This is a genomic window from Kaistella sp. PBT33-4 (genome assembly GCF_029194425.1).
Lineage (GTDB): Bacteria > Bacteroidota > Bacteroidia > Flavobacteriales > Weeksellaceae > Marnyiella.
Map to the genome: position 1 here is coordinate 221865 of NZ_JARFYL010000002.1, position 18720 is coordinate 240584.

Consider the following 18720-nt stretch of genomic DNA (forward strand, 5'->3'; position numbering starts at 1 on the left):
CGTATTTAATTATTCATTTTCACGCTCACCTCATCTCCGGCGCTCATATAGACATGTGCACCGATGATCAGAGGGCGGTTGTCAAAAATATGACCATTGGGAAACCCGAAAATGGCGGGGAAATCATATTTTTTTATTCTGTGAGCGATGACTTGAAAGGAAAAATCATCAAAACTGTCCTCATAATTCGGGTTTTCGGTTTCATCCTCCATCAGAGTCATTCCACCAACAATAAGACCTTTAATCTGGCTGAAAACGCCTGCTAGTTCCAGAGCCATAAGCATTCGGTCCAAAGCGTAGTATTTTTCGCCAATTTCCTCAATGAAAAGAATTTTATCCTCGAAGTTGAAGGAGTAGGTTGTACCCATCAGCGCATATATGAGCGCCAAGTTTCCACCTACTAGCAATCCTTCCGCCGTACCGGGTCGGTTATAGGGATTAACATCAATATCGTAATCGGGGATTTTACCCTTCAAAATATCAAAGGTCAGGGAATAGCCGGATTCAGAAACACCAAAACCCGAAGTCTTGATGGTTTGGGCATGTATGGAGGCAAATCCGTGCTGCAGAAGGTAGCTTTGGATCACTGTATTATCCGAGTAGCCAATATACCACCTGGGTTTTTGGAGGAATTTCGTCACGTCAATATGCTGCAGTAAATGTTGGCATCCATAGCCGCCACGCGAAGTCCAGACGGCCGAGATGTCTTCGCTGTTCAAGGCCCAGTTTATATCGTCAGCCCTCTCTTGTTCAGTACCGGCAAAATTATAGCCATGCCTGTAATCTGTATAAAGATGTTTACCGGGAACGGCTTCATAACCGTTGGCTTCAATTAAAGCCAGTCCTTTTTTCAGTTGCTCTTCAGTCACCGTTCCTGCGGGAGAGATAACCGCAATGCGGTCACCCGGCTTCAGGGAAGGTGGGAATAAAATATTACTCATAGTTTAAGGCTTTTCTGTTCCTTCCTTTCCGCTTCTTCAAGTTGCTTATCAAACTGATTGAACATCTTGAAACTCTGCAGAAAGATAAATATGCTGAAACCTATGAGGATAAAACCTACACCACGGCGTATCTGGTTGGCCAGCCGCTGTGTCAGTTTGTTGTGGAACTGTTTGGCCAGCGTAATCTTAAGAAAATCTATGGCCAGGTAGGTGCCGATCACCAATGTCATGTATAGCAGAAAATCGTCCAGGTCCGGATAGGCATTTCGTACGGATATGACCGTTACCAGCCAGAACAGCACAACTCCGATATTCAGAATATTGAAAAAGAAACCGTTCAGGAAGGTTCTGAAATAATTCTGACTGATCATTTTCTCTTCGCCTGTAAGGTGCATTTTGGTTCTGGAGACAATCATATAAACCGCATATATGAGGATTATAAACGCTGTAATCCGGTAAAATCCCGGGTGTTTGTCAATGATTTCTACCAAATCACCACTCGCAAAATAAGCTGCAACAATACAGATTACATCAGCCACCAGGACACCCAGATCCAGTGCAAGTGCATGGCGCGGCCCCCTTGAAAAACTGGTTTCAATAAGAAGGAAAAATATAGGTCCGATAAATACCAGACTCAGCATTATTCCCAGTCCTACTGCTGACAATATAAGTTCTACCATTCTAATTAAAAGTTTGGTAACAGCAGTTTTAATCTACAATTTTAAAATCAAGCTGCTTAGCTATAAGATTGGCTTTCATCACCCTAATTTTCACTTTATCGCCCAGCTGGAACTGCTTTCCGTGCCTTGAGCCTCGTACCGCGTGAGTACTGGCATCAAAAGAATAACTGTCATCGGTAAGATCACGAAGTTTTATCAGACCTTCGGCACCGTTCTCCGGAATCTGTACCCAGAAACCGAATTCTGCTACACCGGAGATCACACCTTCGAAAGTTTCTCCAAGGTGCTTTTCCATGAATTTCACCTGCATGAATTTTATGCTGTCGCGCTCGGCGTCTGCGGCCAGACGTTCCATAGCGGAACAGTGCTTGGCTTTTTCCTCCACATCATTGCGGTTGGGAGATTTTCCGCCATCCAGATAATGCTGAAGGAGTCGGTGTGCAATGAGGTCGGGATAACGCCTGATAGGCGAGGTAAAGTGCGAATAATACTCAAATCCCAGTCCATAATGGCCAATAGGATTGGTGGAATAGACCGCTTTACTCATGGATCTCATGGCCAGGGTCTCAATCATATTCTCTTCCGGCTTCCCTTTCACTTTCTGCAAAAGTGTGTTCATGCTTTCCGTAACCTTTTTGGTGTTTGCCAGATCCATTTTATAGCCGAAGGTAGATACAAAATCACGCAGTGCCTCCAGTTTGGTGGGATTGGGATCGTCGTGGATTCGGTAGATAAAAGTGTTGTTTGTGGGTGTACCCTTTCTGTTCAGTGAAACAAATTCCGAAACTTTACGGTTGGCCAGCAACATAAATTCTTCAATGAGATGGTTTGAATCCTTGCTTATCTTGAAATAAACACCTACCGGCTCGTTGTTTTCATCTAGGTTGAAGCGGACTTCACTTCGGTCAAATGTAATCGCCCCATCGCGTATTCTTTTAGCCCTCAGTATTTTAGCAAGGCGGTCAAAGGTCAGAATTTCCTCTGCAAGCTCTCCCTGTCCGGTTTCAATTCTTTCCTGGGCTTCCTCGTAGGTGAATCTTCTGTCGGAGTGGGTTACGGTACGTCCGAACCATTCTTTCCGGATTTCTGCCTGATCATCCATTTCAAATACAGCAGAGAAAGTATACTTATCTTCATTTGGTCTCAATGAACAGACGCCATTACTCAATACTTCCGGTAACATTGGAACAACGCGGTCTACAAGATAGATGGAGGTGGCTCTGCTGTACGCTTCATCATCCAGGCGGGTACCGGGACGCACATAATGCGATACATCGGCAATATGCACTCCAATTTCCCAGTTGCCATTCTCCAGTTTCCGGATAGAAAGTGCATCGTCAAAATCCTTGGCATCCTTTGGGTCAATAGTTAAGGTGAGAATATTTCTCATATCCCACCGTTTTGCGACCTCCTCATCCCTGATCTCACGGTCTATGGCATCTGCTTCCAGTTCAACCTCTTCGGGAAATTCATATGGAAGACCGTATTCGGCGAGTATAGAGTGTATCTCTGTTTCATGCTCGCCGGGTGCGCCCAATACTTGGGTTATTTCGCCTTCAGGGTTCTTGTCACCGGGGCGCCAGCCAATCATCTTCACCACAACTTTATCGCCATGCTTGGCACCGTTGAATTTGTCTTTCCTTACAAAGATATCGGTATTGAAATTCTTCTTGTCGGATACAACAAAACCAAATTCCTTATGAGGAATGTATTCAAAGGTTCCTACAAAATCGGTACGTTTGCGGTGCGTGACCTCTACCACAGAACCTTCCATCTTTTTACCCTTATACTGGTAGGTTACAATAACCACAGTATCCCCCTGAAGAGCATCTTTTACATTTTTGGAGTGAATAAAAACGTCATCGTCCAGCTCTTCCACATTCACATAGGCATTTCCGCTCTGGTTGAAATCTATAATTCCGGTAAGTGTACCTTCGATCCGGAGGTTAATGATGTATTTTCCTTTGGAGACTTCTTCAATCCGCTGGTCGGCCAGAAGTTTATGCAATGCCTGCACAACGAGTTCCCGCTGTCGCGGATTCTTAAAATCAATACCATCCGCAATCTGCTTATAATTGTAAATTTTTGAAGACTGCTTATTCATAAACTGCAGAATGGTCCTACCAATTTCCTGAAGTTTTTGATTATTTTTTGAGGAAATGTATTTACGTTTTGCCATAGTTTGTGTGTGTGAAGAGGTTATACAAGATTAGCAGCAGGCTATTTTCGCCACTCTGCCTTCATGTCTGCCTCCCTCAAACTCCGTGCTAAGAAATTTCTCAATGATGTCAATGGCAAGTTCAACAGCAATAAAACGGGCAGGTATGGCAATCATATTGGCATTATTATGTTTTCGGGCCAGTTCAGCCAGTTCCGGCATCCAGCATAGGGCACACCGGATGTCTTTATGCTTGTTCGCAGACATCTGTACACCGTTTCCACTGCCACAAATCAGTATTCCCAAGATGTTAACACCGCTTTCCACGGAGTCCGCTGCCGGGTGCACGAAGTCCGGATAATCAACAGACTCAGTAGAATCTGTCCCGAAATCCTGTATATCACAACGGTCAGCAAAGTGCTTTTTAATTATCTCTTTATATTCAAATCCTGCGTGGTCACACGCTATAGCTATTTTCTTCATGTCTTTTTATATAATGTGCAATGACTACAAATTTAGGATTAATAATATAAATACCCGCCGGTACCGCATAAAATACCGGAGACTACCGAGCTTTGGCGCCACTTTAACGGTTGAAATGCAGAAACTAGGGTATGGTGTGAACACTTTGGGAAAAGCTGTTGATAACTCCTCAGAAAAAAGGCTTTGCAGCTTCACTTAATTTGTTAATGGAAATTATATTCTGAAAACAGACCAAAAACTATTTTGAAGTTTACCTGCACTCAATAGCAATTTGCCAATATCGGAACTATTAATAAAGATGAATTCATGAAACTGCTAATATTTGCGGATAACTTACTTAACATTCTGTCTGCAAGCAGAATAATATTGTGATTAATCTGTGATTAAAGGAACGTTTCTGTGTGGCCAAATAATAAGTGTTTTTTTCTCCCCAATTCCCCCAACTACAACAACAGTACTCATATTATTTTTTTTTAAACAGAATATATTGTAGATAAAATGAGTCTTTGGGGATTGGGGAATTTTAAATCTTTTTTAATTTTCCATCCTCCGAATTAATGTTAAATTTGTGAAACTCAAAACAGGGTGATTTATGAAAACAATCAACGATTTTAACTTTAAAGACAAGAAAGCCCTGGTTCGGGTAGATTTCAATGTTCCGCAGAGTGCTGATCTGAAAGTGACAGACAACACGAGAATAGTAGCTGCAAAAGAAACAGTGGATAAAATCCTGAACGACGGTGGCTCCGTGATACTGATGACCCACCTGGGAAGACCAAAGGGCAAAGTCTCAGAAGAATTTTCACTTAAAAATATTGTTCCTGAGATTGAAGCGGTTTTCGGAAGGAAAGTTCAGTTTTGTGATGACTGTCTGGGGGATAATGCAACACGGATGACAAGTGAGCTGAAGCCGGGTGATATCCTGTTGCTTGAGAACCTTCGTTTTTATGATGAAGAAGAAGCCGGTAATGCCGAGTTTGCAGAAAAGCTGGCTAAATATGCAGATGCTTACGTCAATGATGCTTTTGGCACTGCACACAGAGAGCATGCATCCACAGCTGTAATCGCTAAATATTTTCCTTCAACGAAATTTTTCGGTTTATTAATGGCTAAAGAAATTGAAGCTGTGGAAAAGGTTCTGCAGAAAGGGGAAAAGCCGGTAACAGCAATTATCGGCGGGTCCAAAGTTTCCTCTAAGATTACAATAATAGAGAATATGCTTCCTGCCGTGGATAATCTGATCATAGGTGGCGGAATGGCCTTTACCTTTGTAAAGGCTCTGGGCGGCAGTATTGGCTCATCGGTAGTGGAGGAAGATAAAATGGATCTGGCACTGGAAATTCTTAAAAGAGCAGAAGCGGAAAATGTAAAGGTTTTTCTGCCGGTTGATGTGATAGCTGCTGATGAATTTAATAATGATGCCGAGCGGAAGGAAACCGATATTTATGAGATTCCTGAGGGTTGGATGGGACTCGATGCAGGCCCGAGGTCCCGTGATCTGATCCACGATGTAATTTTAGATTCAAAGACGATTTTGTGGAATGGCCCTATTGGCGTTTTTGAGATGCCAAATTTTTCTGCGGGTACGGTTGCTCTCGGCGACAGCATTGCAGAATCTACACGTAACGGTGCTTTTTCACTTGTGGGTGGAGGAGACAGCGTGGCTTTTGTGAAGCAGTTTGGCTATGATGACAAAGTAAGTTATGTTTCCACCGGTGGTGGTGCGATGCTTGAAAGTTTGGAAGGCAAAGAGCTTCCTGGTATACGGGCAATCAATAATTAGCTATTTACATTTAAATAAGCAAAGGTGGTCTCCAAATGGGGACCACCTTTTTTTCAACTTCATTTCTGCCTTACTGCAATACACAAAATGTATTCAGCTGTATCTTCTATCGTCACTGCATAAATCTCTCAAAAAATTAATTTTTTAGCAAAAATTGACGTTCTGTAATAGGTCTAAAATCGATTTTCTATTTTTTTTTGATAATATATATCAAACTTGAAAATTCGCCGTTTTTTGAGGCCTTAAAATTGGAAATCGCTCCGATAAGTGCTCCTTTAGCCCAGAAAAAGGGTGACTTCCGGTATTTTTCGCTCAGTAAAGAAATATAAAACGAGTCGAGTAGGAGTGGTTTCACTTTTTGCACTTTCCAGTTCTGACTTTCCATTAACTTTTTCATTCCTTCCTGAGTGAAATGAAACAGGTGCCGGGGTACGTCCCAGGCCGCCCAAAATTCTTTATAATATTTAGCATCAAACGAAGCGGGATTGGGGACTGCAATAATCAGTACACCTTCGGGCTGAAGTTTTTTATAGAACAGCTGCAATATTTCCTTCTGACCTTCTATATGTTCAAAAACATGCCAAAGAGTGATCACGTCTAAACTGTGATCAGCAATTGTTGATAAATCTGAAATTACAGAATGCTCCCCGTTTTTCAGAACCGCTGCCTGACGGGCGGCTTGATTTGGTTCAAAACCCAGAACTGAAAAATCTTCCCTGATGAATTTAATAAATTCGCCTGCACCACATCCGTAGTCCAAAAGTTTACCTTTTAGCGGAACTTCTGCAGCCACAATATTGCGCTTATAGTTAAGATTAAATTTCTGGAGAAGTTTATATACTTTCTCTTTTAAACTTCCTGAATCCTGATGATGCGAAATATATTTCTCACTCTCGTAGTATGGAGCAATGTCAGTTGGAACAGGTTTAGTTTGTAATACACCGTCAATCTCACTTGGCTCTATTGTAAATGATTCACCGGTCAGGAAATGATCCTTTATCTTCATTAATTAATTTTATTGTTTCACGTGAAACATTTATTGATTATCTTCCTAAGTAGATGAGGAGGACATTGATATCAGCTGGTGAGACTCCGCTAATTCGTGAGGCCTGCGCAATGGTTTTAGGTCTGATGTTATTCAGTTTTTGCTTTGCCTCAGCTGAAAGGGATGTAATACCGTCATAACTGAAATCTGCAGGAATTCTTATAGTTTCCAATCTGCTGAGTTTTGCAACGTTCTCCTTCTCTTTTTCAATATAACCGCGGTATTTTATATTAATTTCCGCCTGTTCGCGTACTTCATCGCTGTATAGTGAGCTGACCTCTTTTATACCTGGAATACCCTCCAGTTTATCCAGACTCATGTTGGGTCGGGTGAGAATCTGCGCTGCCCTGTAAGCCTGATCTACAGGTGAAGATGCTATGGTTTCAAGAACCGGGTTAATTACGCCGGGCTTTAGTGAATATTCCTTCAGGAATGCTTCAAGTTCGCTGCTTTTCGATATTTTTTCTTCCACTGCTTGTAAGCGTTGCAGACTGGCCAGCCCCAATTGATAAGCTTTCTCTGTTAACCTCACATCGGCATTGTCCTGCCTTAACAATAAGCGATATTCTGCACGTGATGTAAACATCCTGTAAGGTTCTTCTGTACCTTTTGTGATCAGGTCATCTATTAGGACACCAATATACGCTTCATCCCTCTGCAGTATGAATTCGTCCTTACCATGCACTTTGTTGTGTGCATTAATACCTGCCATCAAGCCTTGACCGGCCGCTTCTTCATACCCTGTAGTGCCGTTTATCTGTCCGGCAAAATACAGGTTTGAAATAAGTTTTGTCTCCAGCGTATGGTTCAGTTGAGTAGGTGGGAAGTAATCATATTCAATAGCATAGCCTGGACGGAAAACCTTCACATTTTCAAAGCCGGGTATATGTCTCATTGCCTTTATCTGTACATCTTCGGGTAGGGAAGAGCTGAAACCGTTCACGTAGATTTCGCATGTCCGCCAGCCTTCTGGCTCTACAAACAGTTGGTGTCTTGTACGCTCGGCAAACCTGTTGATCTTATCTTCAATACTGGGACAGTAGCGTGGTCCGGTACTTTGAATGGTACCGTTGAACATCGGACTCCTGTCAAAGCCTTCGCGCAGAATTTCGTGTACGGTCTCATTGGTGTAAACTATATGACAGCTAAGCTGACGGGTAAGCTTAGGAGTGTCTGTATAGGAGAATTTTTGCGGATTTTCATCTCCTTTCTGTTCTTCCATGACAGAATAATTGAGGCTCCGGCCATCTACACGTGGTGGGGTACCGGTTTTCATCCGGCCCGCCTGGAAGCCAAGTGCAATTAGCTGTTCTGTAATGCCGAATGCACGTGGTTCGCCCATACGTCCACCACCCAACTGTTTGTCGCCTACGTGGATCAGACCGTTTAAAAATGTTCCATTGGTAAGGATTACAGCGTGTGCCCGGATTGAAATTCCCAAGGAAGTTACTACTCCAACAGCTTTTTGGTCTTCAATAATAAGGCTTTTAACCATGTCCTGAAAAAAATCCAGGTTTGGCGTGTTCTCCAGTGCGATGCGCCATTCCTCCGCAAACATCATCCTGTCGTTTTGTGTGCGTGGTGACCACATGGCCGGACCCTTGGACAGGTTCAGCATTTTAAACTGCACAGCCGATTTATCGGCTACAATACCGGAATACCCACCTAATGCATCTATTTCTCTAACGATCTGCCCTTTTGCAATACCTCCCATAGCGGGATTACAGGACATTTGTCCTATGGTCTGCATATTCATCGTAACAAGTAAGGTTTTAGAGCCAAGGTTAGCGGCGGCCGCCGCAGCCTCACAGCCGGCATGACCACCGCCCACCACTATTACATCATATTTGTCTGTAATCATAAAATCATATTAATGTTTCACGTGAAACATACGGTGAATTAAATGCTTATTTATCATTAAGCAAAGCCAGGTAGTGATTTTCTCTGGCTGTCATATCTTTCTGTTCTTCAGGAGTTTTATCCTTATATCCGCAGAGATGCAGCATACCATGTGCGAGCACTCTGTGAAGTTCATCTAAGAAGCTGGACTTCAATAAATCTGCGTTTTCAGAAATGCGCGGCAAAGATACGAAAATCTCACCCGAAACTGTTTTACCCTTTACATAGTCGAACGTGATCACATCAGTATAGTAATCGTGATTCAGAAAATCACGGTTTACCTTCAACAGATATTCATCATCGCAAAAAATATAATTGATCTTCCCAGCCTTATAACCTTCAAGAGTAATCAGTCGGTTTAACCAGGGAACAATCTCCTGTTTGATTTCTACAGGCTCAATTTCTTCAAAAAAATAAGTGATCATACTAAAAATAATGTCCTAAGATTACACTGAATATTCCTTTTTCGCGGTTGAAGGAATGGCTGTAGTTAATTTTAATCTGACCCAGAGGGGATTTGTAGCCGGCAGTCAGTCCTGCAGAGGATTCTGAAAGATAAAATATATCATCGACTTCAATGTCATTAAATAAATTGGCTGCACTAACAGTCAGATCTGCGAAGAAGTTCCGGTAAAAATTGATCTGCAGCGAGTTTGAAGTCATCAGTAAGTTTCGGCTGCTTTGCTCTCCAAACTGGTAGCCCTGAAACGCGAAGAAATTACCCAAATTCTGCTCAAAGATCCCTCCGATACGGTATAGCTTATAATCCGAAACTTCCTCTCCCAAAGTTAACCCTCCGGCCAAGAGCAGCCGATATGTGATTATGCGGGACAGCGGAAAATTAAACTGAGCGGAAAGTCTGGTTTGAAAGGTGCGTCCTTCCTGACTTTCACTCAGCAAATCCAGCAGTTTTCCTTCGGCATTCAGCAATATACCTTTGGTAGGGAAGCTGCGGTTGTCCTGGGTATCCGATTTAATAAAAAGATAAGGATTTAACAATTTCTGAACATTGGTATAATCAGGCTGTCCGTTAATCTTGGATTCATAATAATCGTGACTTAAACCGCCACCAACAGCATATCTGTCCTTCCATATTGACTGTACGAAGGCTTCTGTACGCAGCCAGTTCCAACTTTCTGTTCGGTTTGCGTTACTGTCACGCAAGTCCAGCGACATGCCGGAGGCATACAGACCAAATCCGGGAATGTAACCATTATCAATAAAGTAATTGAGGTAATATCGTGGTTTATCGCCAGCTACCAGATCCAGCGATACGGTTGAATTTCGAAATAGCAGTCTTTTGGCAGTTAGATTGACAAGCAGGCCCGTTTTGAAGACCTCGTCATAATGCAGGCCAAATTTCAGGAAGAAGCGCGTGTCATCTTCGGTAACATCCAGTTTCAGGATATTGCTTTCTTCTCCCTGTACAATATCATAATTCACCAGAGTGTAATTGTTGGTGGCATAAAGTTTATCCACCATACGGTTAATGGTTCCATAGGTGAGCAGTGCCGGCAGGCGCAGGTTCATCTTACCTTCAATATAGTTTTTGCGGAATATTCTGTTGTTCTGAACTACAAGACTGTCAATTTTATACAGGTTGCTGTATACATTCATAGGCACTCGGAGCAGTGTCTGCTCCCGTTTGGGTAATTTAGAAAGAACCGGGGCATACTTCTGTGCCGCTACATAACCGGAGTCCAGGATGGCTGCCTTCGCATCATAGCTGGTAGCAGTCATACCGGTAAGATCGGGCTGTATATTGATATCAGTATAGGCATACTGTGCCCGGGTTTCCTTCTGAATGCCAAAATCAATCACCTGATTCAGTATATCAAGTGCACTGCGCATGTTTTCACGGCTGGCAAGTCCCTGGCTCAGGTCTACACCTATTACTACATCAATACCTCTATCTTTAAGGGGTTTTGATGGGTAATTTATGGTCATTGCGCCATCTATATACAGCGAATCACCGATCTTCACCGGATCCATCAGGGAAGGGAAGGCGGAACTGGCCATAATGGAACTTACCAGATCGCCCTTCTCCAGAACTTCCATTTTTCCGCTTTCAAGATTTGTGGCAATGCATAGAAACGGGATAGGTAATTCAGAAAAATCATTTATATTGGATACATTCTTAAAGAGTTCCCTTAGGAGATAGATATTCTTCTGTCCTGTGGATATTGCTTTTGGCAGCACATTTATTTTTCCGTCCTTCACAGGGACAGTCAGGATATATTTGTCTACAGATTTATTAAAAAACGAAGTCTCCTGCCTTGTCTTTTCATTTGCAATAATGTTATAGAAATCGGTGTCCAGTACAATCTTTTCAATGTCTTTCGCTGTATAACCTGAGGCATAAAGACCACCCACGATTGCACCCATACTGGTACCTGAAATATAATCTACTTTTACCCCCAGTGAGTCCAGTACCTTAAGTACTCCCACATGTGCAAAACCTTTGGCACCTCCACCCGACAGTGAAAGGCCGATACGGGGGTTGGGAGGTATTTTGAAATCTTCCTTCACCTGCGCTTTCACGAAGATCAGGGTTAGACAAAACAGTAACAGATGAAGTAGTTTTCCCATTTAATTCTTTATATAAATTCTTTTTACCCGCCGGGAAATAGAGGTCAATACCTCATATGGAATTGTTGCGCAATAGTCTGCGAACTGTTCCAGGGTGGGTTTGGAATTGAAAATAATTACTTCGGACCCTTCCTGTACTTCCAGCATGCCTATGTCCACCATCAGCATGTCCATGCATATATTTCCGACTATTGGGCAAAGTGTACCCTTTACCGACACATGACCTCTTCCGTTACCAATCATCCGGGGAATACCGTCAGCGTAGCCCACAGGAACGGTTGCGATCCTGGTATCTTTTTCCACCCTATGGCGGCGACTGTAACCCACAGAATCACCTGCCTTTACATGAGAAATCTGTGAAATGACGGTCTTAAAAACTACAGCATTGCGAAGCTGCTTTTTAACTTTCGGTTCTGCAGAAATTCCAACCATCCCTATTCCGATCCGCACCATATCAAACTGATATTCTGTAAAAGAGGTGATACCGGCAGAATTCAGAATATGCAGGATAGGCCGGTAACCAAGGGCTTTTATCATCACTTCGGTGTTGCGAGAGAATGTTTCAATCTGACTAAGGGCATATTCCCGCTCATCAGACATATCTGAAGTTGAAAGATGACTGAAAATACTGGCTACCTTCAGGTTCATGGACTTGAGTTTCTCCGCAAGCAACACTAATTCTTCACTTTTAAAACCAAGACGGTGCATGCCCGTTTCCAGTTTGATATGAATAGGGTACTGTTTGTCTACTCCAAGTTCATTCAGAGCGTTCCAGAAAAGATCCAAAACCCTGAAACTGTAAATTTCCGGTTCCAGATTATATTCGATAATTGCGTTATAGCTGTGCTGCTCGGGATTCATCACAATGATGGGGGTGGTGATTCCATTCTTCCTTAGGTCCATGCCTTCATCTGCATAGGCCACGCCCAGATAGTCTATGTGGCGATGCTGAAGGAACTCGGCAATTTCATAACCACCCAAACCGTAAGAGTATGCCTTAACCATAGCCATCATTTTGGTTTCGGGTTTCAGCAGTGCTTTATGGACATTGATATTGTGAAGCAAAGCGTTTAGATGAACTTCAAGAACTGTGTCATGTTTCTGCAGTTCCAGAAGATTTTTGATTTTTTCAATGGCAAACTTCCTGGCACCTTTCAGCAGGATCAGTGAATCCTCAATATGGCTAAGTGTCTGACTTTCGGTAAGTTCTGCCGCATCCCTGTAAACAAAGGAACTGGCCTCAAACAGGGCTTGATATTGTGTGATTTCAGAGCCTATAAGGTATACCCGGTCAAACCGCTGCTCATTTACAAGCGCAGCCACTTCCTGATAAAGTGTTTCGGGGCTTTCTCTTACATCAATGATATCGGTCAGGATCAGAACTTTTTTTTCTTTCTTGTACTCCTTTATAAACTGGAATGCAATCTTCAGCGAATCAATGTCCAGGTTAAAGGAGTCGTTCACGACCAGATTACCCCGGACTCCGTGCACTGATTCCAGGCGCATTTCAACTGCTTTAAGTCCTTTCAGTTTTCGAATGATCTCTTCATTGGGCAAACCTATTTCTTTTAATACAGCTACCAGTGCAAGCACGTTTTGGAGGGTAGCTTCATCTTTTTGGGAGAGGCCAAACGTAAATTCCTCACCAAAATAGGATACAGTGATCTCATGCGTGAATTGGTCCCACCCGGAAACAACACTGAGTGCATTCTGTGCCCCAAAACCGTAGGAAATGAGCTTACGGTCATTATACTTCTGCCATACCGCGTCATAAACTCCCGGGTGATCACCGTTAAAGATGATGATCTGAGAATTCTTAAACAACTTCAGTTTTTCTGAAATTAACTCTTCTTCAGAACCGAAATTCGCAGAGTGTGCGGTACCAATATGAGTAAGAATTCCAATTTGAGGTGAAAAAATGTCAGACAGGACCGACATTTCACCGGGTTGTGAAATCCCCGCCTCGAAAACCCCAAATTCATTTTTGTGGCCGATTTGCAGTAAAGACAGCGGCAAACCTATTTGTGAATTGAAACTTTTCGGGCTTTTTACAGTATCATACAGGTTGAATATACACTGGTAGAGCCATTCCTTAACGATGGTTTTGCCGTTACTCCCCGTAATTCCAATCGTTTTTAGTGTGGGAAATGATGCAAGATGATATTTAGCCAGTTTCTGAAGAAATCGCACGGAATTTTCGACCAAAATCCAGGTAATACCTTCTTCATCACTTGCTTTATTTTCGGAGATAATAATTCTGATACCTCTTTCAAGAACTTCAGGAATATATTTTTCACCGCTGTTTTGGCTGGTGTTAATTGCTATGAAAGCCCGGTCCTGCACGGCAAAAAGATTCCGGCTGTCGAAGGAAATATATTTCACCACCGCGGACCCATCACCCACAAGCGCACTGCCTGTAATCTCTGCAATTTGTGCTGCGGTGTAATTCATTCCGGCAATGTTTTATTAAGTACATGATCAGCAAAGACGCGGCGGCTTACAGCTTCGTAACTTTCAGTTTCACCCAGTTCTACAAGATTCACACTATCTGTAGTCCGCATGGAATAATTGGCCAGGTTTCCGGTTCTTTTACAAATGGCGTGAACCTTTGTTACATATTCGGCAGTAGCCATAAGATTGGGCATAGAACCAAAAGGGCGTCCCATAAAGTCCATGTCCAAACCGGCTATAACTACCCGCACTCCATTGTTTGCCAACTGATTGGCAACATCTACAATGCCACTGTCAAAAAACTGTGCTTCATCAATTCCAACCACATCGCAGGTAGATCCCAGAAGCAGGATTTCGTTGGAGCTCTCCACAGGTGTGCTCCGGATTTTGTTCAGGTTATGAGATACCACTTCGTCCACACCGTACCGAATATCAATTTGTGGCTTGAATATTTCAACTGTCTGTCCCGCCATTTCCGCGCGTCTTAGGCGGCGGATCAGCTCTTCGGTTTTACCGGAAAACATGGACCCGCAGATAACTTCCATCCAGCCGCTTTGTTTGGAATGATTTATTGTATTTTCTAAAAACATTTGTTATTTTAGCCGTATAAACAAGTTCAAAATTACGCAAAATTTAGCAAGATATTTACCATGCATAATTTTCAGGAAATTAAGGATCAGGCCTTCAGTGATGCCGCTTCCATCATCAGCAGACTGGGCAGAGTGTCAACTGCAGAGGAGCTCGTAAATTCCGCAGAGGATATCTCGGAACTCAGTGAACTGGTGACATTCCTGCAGCGGTTTGATTCTTATGCGCTGCGTCTCAATAAAAACGCTGCGGAAGATTCTGTAAATCAATCTGTAAGTCATGATTTCATAAGTCAGGAAGCAGTCTTTGAAGGTAATCCGTATATTGCTGAAGAAGAAGTGATCTTTAATAATAACTTTAATCTGATTGATGAATCTGAAATAGATCATCCTGAGATGGAAGATGATGTACTGGAAGAGGAAGCAGCTTTCAATAACGAACTGAATGAAATCGGCAAGGTAAGTGACCCGGTACCGCAATCAAATGCTGAAATTGACTTAAATGATGCAGAACCGGTGACTGCGACTTCTGTACATGACAGTCAAACTTCAGAAATGATGCCTGAAGCAGCAAGATCTTCTGAGGATGATAAGATGGATTCTGAAAATCGTTCTGATGAAGAGCAGAAAGCTGATCCTATTTCGGATGAAGCAGATACTGCAGAACCTGCGAATGAAATCATCGAACCTGTTCTTGATACAGCCGAAACGGCGGAACCTTCGGAAACTGAAACAGATGACAGAAAACCTGTGGAGTCACGCAGGAATATCATCGATATTGAACATGAGCAGAAGATGCAGGAGTTAAACCAGGTAGCTGAGAAGCTGCAGGAACAGCATGAAGAGAAAAAATTCAAACTGTCCAATATCAAAGGTTTAAAGAAGATACAGTCGCTCTTTGATGATGATCCGCTGGAAGAGGTGATGCGGGAAGATCATACACCGAAGCCAGCCTCAGACAGCTTGCGTAAATCCAATATCCCTACAGATTTCATGGAGGCCGGAAAGCCTAAGCCGGAGTTCAAACTGGACTTAAATGACAAAATTGCGTTTTCAAAAATGCTTTTTGGCGGAAGTCAGTCCCGTCTGAATGAAACCATCAGGGAACTTAACAGTTTTGCTACGCTGGAAGAAGCCCGTGAATATCTCAGCGATGCTTATTATGAGAATAACTGGGAGAAATCTGATGAGTATGCGCAACGGCTTTGGAGTCTGGTGGAAAGCAAATTTCTATAATTAACAATCCCAACATGACGAACGGAATTTCCGGTTTCCGGAATATCTTCTTTATTGGAATCGCTGGCGTAGGTATGAGCGCGGTCGCTCAGTATATGCGGGGCATTGGTGCAAATGTTTCCGGCAGTGACCGATACTTTAAAAAAGACGAATATAACAAGACCAGGGAGCAGCTGGAAGAGGAGGGGATCCTGTGTTTCGAGCAGGATGGTTCCGGAATTACGGATACTACAGATTTGGTTGTGGTTTCTACCGCTATCGAAGATACGGTGCCTGAGGTGAGGAAAGCACGTGACCTGGGTATCCAGATTATTAAGAGAAGCGAACTGTTGGCGCTGATAGCCAAAAGCAGGAAAACCATAGCAGTGGCCGGAACCTCAGGAAAGTCCACTACCGCGGCGATGATTTATCAGATTTTCGCCGATGCCGGACTTTCGCCGGGAATAATTTCCGGAGCCGGATTAACAAGTATCATCAGAGAGGGAAGAATTGGAAATGCTGCTGTAGGAAGCGGTGAATGGCTTATTATTGAAGCTGATGAAAGTGATGGTTCCGTAGTTCTTTATGAGCCGGAAATAGGCCTGTTGCTCAATGTAGACCGTGACCATCAGGAAATTGATGAACTCATGGATCTCTTCACAGTTTTCAAAAATAATTGCAAAAGTTTATTTATTGTAAATCAATCCAATACGTTGGCGAAACAGCTGTCGGACAGCGCCGTAAATGATTTTGGATTTGAAAATGAGGAAGCAGGATGCAATGCCCGAAATTTCAGACAGGAGGGCTTAAAATTGTTTTTTACAATTGAAGATCAGAATTTTGAAATGAATGCGCTGGGTCAGCATTCCGTGGAAAATGCTGCAGCGGCCGTCGCAGTAGCCCTGAAAGCAGGAATTTCGCTTGACCAGTGCGCTGCGGGATTGTCCGGATATGAAGGTATCTATCGCCGGCATCAGATTCTGGGTGAAAAGCAGGGGGTATGGGTAATTGACGATTATGCCCACAATCCGGCTAAATGTGCGGCCTCTATCCGGGCCTGTCAGCCATTGGCACATAAGGTGATCGCATGGTTTCAGCCCCACGGTTACGGCCCCACCAAGTTCCTGCGAAAGGATTTTGTTGATGAAATTTCCTGCGCATTGCGTCCTCAGGATGAAATCTGGATGAGTGAGATTTTCTATGCAGGCGGTACGGCGGTAAAGGACATTTCTGCAGGCGATCTTATAGATGATCTGGCGGCAAAAGGCAGTAATGCACATTTTGTGGCGAACAGGAATGATTTGCTGCCGGCACTCCGGCCCCGACTTCAGCCGGGAACAGTCCTCTTGCTCATGGGTGCCCGTGATCCCGGACTTGAAGAATTCACGAATAAACTTTTTAAAGACCTTTAATGTCCGGAATACTTTATTTTGTACCCACACCAATCGGGAATCTGGAAGATATGACCTTCCGCGCTGTACGGATACTGAAGGAAGTTGATTATATCCTTTGCGAGGATACGCGCACTTCCGGCATACTCCTGAAACACTATGAGATTTCAAAACCTCTAAAATCTTATCATTTGCATAATGAACACCATTCTACCCAAAAGGTGATTGATGATCTCCGGGACGGAATGAACATCGCTATCATCACAGATGCCGGAACACCCGGTATTTCTGACCCCGGCTATCTGTTGGCAAGGTCCGCGGCAGAGGTGGATTTGGAAATGCAGTGCCTGCCGGGACCCACGGCGTTTGTACCGGCCCTGGTAGTTTCGGGGTTACCCAACAATGAATTCCTGTTTGCGGGATTCCTGCCACAAAAGAAAGGCAGGCAAACCAAGCTTAAGCAACTGGCAGAAGAGAAAAAAACCATAATTTTGTACGAAAGTCCGCACAAGATCAATACAACTCTGGAGCAGGTCCGGGAATTTTTTGGCGAGGACACCAAAGCGAGCCTGAGCAGGGAAATTTCCAAGAAGTTTGAAGAAACAAAGCGCGGAAGCATAGCTGAACTTATTGAGTTTTCAAAAACAAAAACATTGAAAGGGGAGATTGTCCTCATTATCAACAACGTGATTTAATTAAATGAATATGGGATTATTAGAAGGAAAGGTGGCATTGATTACCGGCGGTTCCCGCGGAATTGGCAAGGGCATCGTAGAACGTTTTGCAGAACAGGGTGCACAGGTAGCTTTTACTTATGCCGGATCTGTGGAGAAAGCTGCAGAACTTGAAAAGTCACTCAGTTCCACAACAAAAATAAAAGGTTTCCAGAGTGATGCTTCCGATTTTGACGCTGCACAGAAACTTGTGGATGACGTTATCGCGGAATTCGGAAAAGTAGACATACTTATCAATAACGCCGGCATTACCAGGGACGGACTTTTACTGCGAATGAGTAAGGACGATTGGGATATCATCATGAAAACCAATCTGGATTCAGTATTCAATCTTACCAAAGCAGTTATAAAGCCCATGATGAAGGCTAAAAACGGTTCCATCATCAATATGTCTTCCGTAGTAGGAATTCAGGGGAACGCCGGTCAGGCCAACTACGCAGCCTCTAAAGCTGGTGTAATTGGTTTTACAAAGTCTGTTGCACTGGAGTTGGGTTCACGCAACATAAGATGTAACGCCATCGCCCCAGGCTTCATTGAAACTGAAATGACAGCGGCATTAGACCAGAAAGTAATTGAGGAATGGCGGAATGATGTTCCGCTGAAACGCGGTGGAATGCCTGAGGATGTAGCCAATGCCTGTGTATTTTTGGGCAGCGATATGTCCGCTTATATTACTGGTCAGGTTCTGAACGTGTGCGGAGGTCTGCTTACTTAATACCGAAAGCATAAAGACATTAAATAACCCCTTTTATCCATGATAAAGG

15 protein-coding genes are annotated in these 18720 nt (G+C 43.3%); 5 read left to right on the forward strand and 10 right to left on the reverse strand.

Features of this window, described 5'->3' with window-relative positions; all coding sequences use genetic code 11:
• Positions 1 to 5: 5 nt before the first annotated feature.
• The 4 genes from P0M11_RS04005 to rpiB are packed head-to-tail and all read right to left on the reverse strand — an operon-like array spanning position 6 to position 4262.
• Positions 6 to 941 (reverse strand): LD-carboxypeptidase, encoded by a 936-nt coding sequence (locus P0M11_RS04005; RefSeq protein ID WP_275624560.1) that lies wholly within the window; start codon positions 939 to 941, stop codon positions 6 to 8.
• Positions 938 to 1621: a LysE family transporter gene (locus tag P0M11_RS04010; protein ID WP_158065277.1), complete on the reverse strand. Its 684-nt coding sequence runs from the start codon at positions 1619 to 1621 to the stop codon at positions 938 to 940. Before P0M11_RS04010 ends, P0M11_RS04005 begins: the two co-directional genes overlap by 4 nt.
• Positions 1622 to 1649: 28 nt before the next feature.
• Positions 1650 to 3800: a ribonuclease R gene (rnr, locus tag P0M11_RS04015; RefSeq protein ID WP_275624561.1), complete on the reverse strand. Its 2151-nt coding sequence runs from the start codon at positions 3798 to 3800 to the stop codon at positions 1650 to 1652.
• A gap of 30 nt (positions 3801 to 3830) precedes the next feature.
• Positions 3831 to 4262, reverse strand: coding sequence for a ribose 5-phosphate isomerase B (rpiB, locus tag P0M11_RS04020; protein WP_158065280.1), 432 nt, complete (start codon positions 4260 to 4262; stop codon positions 3831 to 3833).
• 592 nt (positions 4263 to 4854) lie between these two features.
• Between rpiB and P0M11_RS04025 the strand changes: the two genes are divergently transcribed.
• The gene (locus P0M11_RS04025; protein ID WP_275624562.1) at positions 4855 to 6045 is read left to right on the forward strand and encodes a phosphoglycerate kinase; all 1191 of its coding nucleotides are present in this window, start codon (positions 4855 to 4857) and stop codon (positions 6043 to 6045) included.
• Positions 6046 to 6232: 187 nt separating this feature from the next.
• Here P0M11_RS04025 and P0M11_RS04030 read toward each other — a convergent pair whose 3' ends face one another.
• The 6 genes from P0M11_RS04030 to P0M11_RS04055 are packed head-to-tail and all read right to left on the reverse strand — an operon-like array spanning position 6233 to position 14619.
• Positions 6233 to 7051 carry a class I SAM-dependent methyltransferase gene (locus P0M11_RS04030; protein WP_275624563.1) on the reverse strand — a complete coding sequence of 273 codons (819 nt, stop codon included), beginning with the start codon at positions 7049 to 7051 and terminating at the stop codon, positions 6233 to 6235.
• A gap of 37 nt (positions 7052 to 7088) precedes the next feature.
• Positions 7089 to 8951: a tRNA uridine-5-carboxymethylaminomethyl(34) synthesis enzyme MnmG gene (gene mnmG / locus P0M11_RS04035; RefSeq protein WP_275624564.1), complete on the reverse strand. Its 1863-nt coding sequence runs from the start codon at positions 8949 to 8951 to the stop codon at positions 7089 to 7091.
• Between the two features lie 46 nt (positions 8952 to 8997).
• Entirely contained in the window at positions 8998 to 9414 is a 417-nt protein-coding gene (ybeY, locus tag P0M11_RS04040; protein ID WP_275624565.1) for an rRNA maturation RNase YbeY, read from the reverse strand.
• 1 nt (position 9415) lies between these two features.
• Positions 9416 to 11578: a patatin-like phospholipase family protein gene (locus P0M11_RS04045; RefSeq protein WP_275624566.1), complete on the reverse strand. Its 2163-nt coding sequence runs from the start codon at positions 11576 to 11578 to the stop codon at positions 9416 to 9418.
• Positions 11579 to 14029, reverse strand: a complete 2451-nt coding sequence (locus tag P0M11_RS04050; protein WP_275624567.1) for a bifunctional UDP-N-acetylmuramoyl-tripeptide:D-alanyl-D-alanine ligase/alanine racemase — start codon at positions 14027 to 14029, stop codon at positions 11579 to 11581.
• A complete protein-coding gene (locus tag P0M11_RS04055) occupies positions 14026 to 14619 on the reverse strand; it encodes a thymidine kinase (protein ID WP_158065293.1) in 594 nt (197 codons plus the stop codon). Before P0M11_RS04055 ends, P0M11_RS04050 begins: the two co-directional genes overlap by 4 nt.
• A gap of 60 nt (positions 14620 to 14679) precedes the next feature.
• Here P0M11_RS04055 and P0M11_RS04060 point away from each other — a divergent pair, with 60 nt between their 5' ends.
• Genes P0M11_RS04060 through fabG form a run of 4 tightly spaced genes read left to right on the forward strand, consistent with a single transcriptional unit; the run spans position 14680 to position 18671 of the window.
• The gene (locus P0M11_RS04060; RefSeq protein WP_275624568.1) at positions 14680 to 15852 is read left to right on the forward strand and encodes a hypothetical protein; all 1173 of its coding nucleotides are present in this window, start codon (positions 14680 to 14682) and stop codon (positions 15850 to 15852) included.
• 14 nt (positions 15853 to 15866) lie between these two features.
• Positions 15867 to 17243, forward strand: coding sequence for a Mur ligase domain-containing protein (locus P0M11_RS04065; protein ID WP_275624569.1), 1377 nt, complete (start codon positions 15867 to 15869; stop codon positions 17241 to 17243).
• Positions 17243 to 17917, forward strand: a complete 675-nt coding sequence (gene rsmI / locus P0M11_RS04070; RefSeq protein WP_275624570.1) for a 16S rRNA (cytidine(1402)-2'-O)-methyltransferase — start codon at positions 17243 to 17245, stop codon at positions 17915 to 17917. Before P0M11_RS04065 ends, rsmI begins: the two co-directional genes overlap by 1 nt.
• A gap of 10 nt (positions 17918 to 17927) precedes the next feature.
• Complete coding sequence (gene fabG, locus P0M11_RS04075; RefSeq protein WP_275624571.1) at positions 17928 to 18671, forward strand: 3-oxoacyl-[acyl-carrier-protein] reductase; 744 nt, start codon at positions 17928 to 17930, stop codon at positions 18669 to 18671.
• The last annotated feature ends 49 nt before the right edge of the window (positions 18672 to 18720 follow it).

What these genes read in the sequence shown, in the direction of transcription:
- rsmI (WP_275624570.1), top strand. Translation starts at nt 17,243, where the DNA reads ATGTCCGGAATACTTTATTTTGTACCCACACCAATCGGGAATCTGGAA.
- P0M11_RS04055 (WP_158065293.1), bottom strand. Translation starts at nt 14,619, where the DNA reads ATGTTTTTAGAAAATACAATAAATCATTCCAAACAAAGCGGCTGGATG.
- P0M11_RS04025 (WP_275624562.1), top strand. Translation starts at nt 4,855, where the DNA reads ATGAAAACAATCAACGATTTTAACTTTAAAGACAAGAAAGCCCTGGTT.
- P0M11_RS04050 (WP_275624567.1), bottom strand. Translation starts at nt 14,029, where the DNA reads ATGAATTACACCGCAGCACAAATTGCAGAGATTACAGGCAGTGCGCTT.
- P0M11_RS04065 (WP_275624569.1), top strand. Translation starts at nt 15,867, where the DNA reads ATGACGAACGGAATTTCCGGTTTCCGGAATATCTTCTTTATTGGAATC.
- fabG (WP_275624571.1), top strand. Translation starts at nt 17,928, where the DNA reads ATGGGATTATTAGAAGGAAAGGTGGCATTGATTACCGGCGGTTCCCGC.
- rpiB (WP_158065280.1), bottom strand. Translation starts at nt 4,262, where the DNA reads ATGAAGAAAATAGCTATAGCGTGTGACCACGCAGGATTTGAATATAAA.
- P0M11_RS04005 (WP_275624560.1), bottom strand. Translation starts at nt 941, where the DNA reads ATGAGTAATATTTTATTCCCACCTTCCCTGAAGCCGGGTGACCGCATT.
- P0M11_RS04045 (WP_275624566.1), bottom strand. Translation starts at nt 11,578, where the DNA reads ATGGGAAAACTACTTCATCTGTTACTGTTTTGTCTAACCCTGATCTTC.
- rnr (WP_275624561.1), bottom strand. Translation starts at nt 3,800, where the DNA reads ATGGCAAAACGTAAATACATTTCCTCAAAAAATAATCAAAAACTTCAG.
- P0M11_RS04030 (WP_275624563.1), bottom strand. Translation starts at nt 7,051, where the DNA reads ATGAAGATAAAGGATCATTTCCTGACCGGTGAATCATTTACAATAGAG.
- P0M11_RS04010 (WP_158065277.1), bottom strand. Translation starts at nt 1,621, where the DNA reads ATGGTAGAACTTATATTGTCAGCAGTAGGACTGGGAATAATGCTGAGT.
- ybeY (WP_275624565.1), bottom strand. Translation starts at nt 9,414, where the DNA reads ATGATCACTTATTTTTTTGAAGAAATTGAGCCTGTAGAAATCAAACAG.
- P0M11_RS04060 (WP_275624568.1), top strand. Translation starts at nt 14,680, where the DNA reads ATGCATAATTTTCAGGAAATTAAGGATCAGGCCTTCAGTGATGCCGCT.
- mnmG (WP_275624564.1), bottom strand. Translation starts at nt 8,951, where the DNA reads ATGATTACAGACAAATATGATGTAATAGTGGTGGGCGGTGGTCATGCC.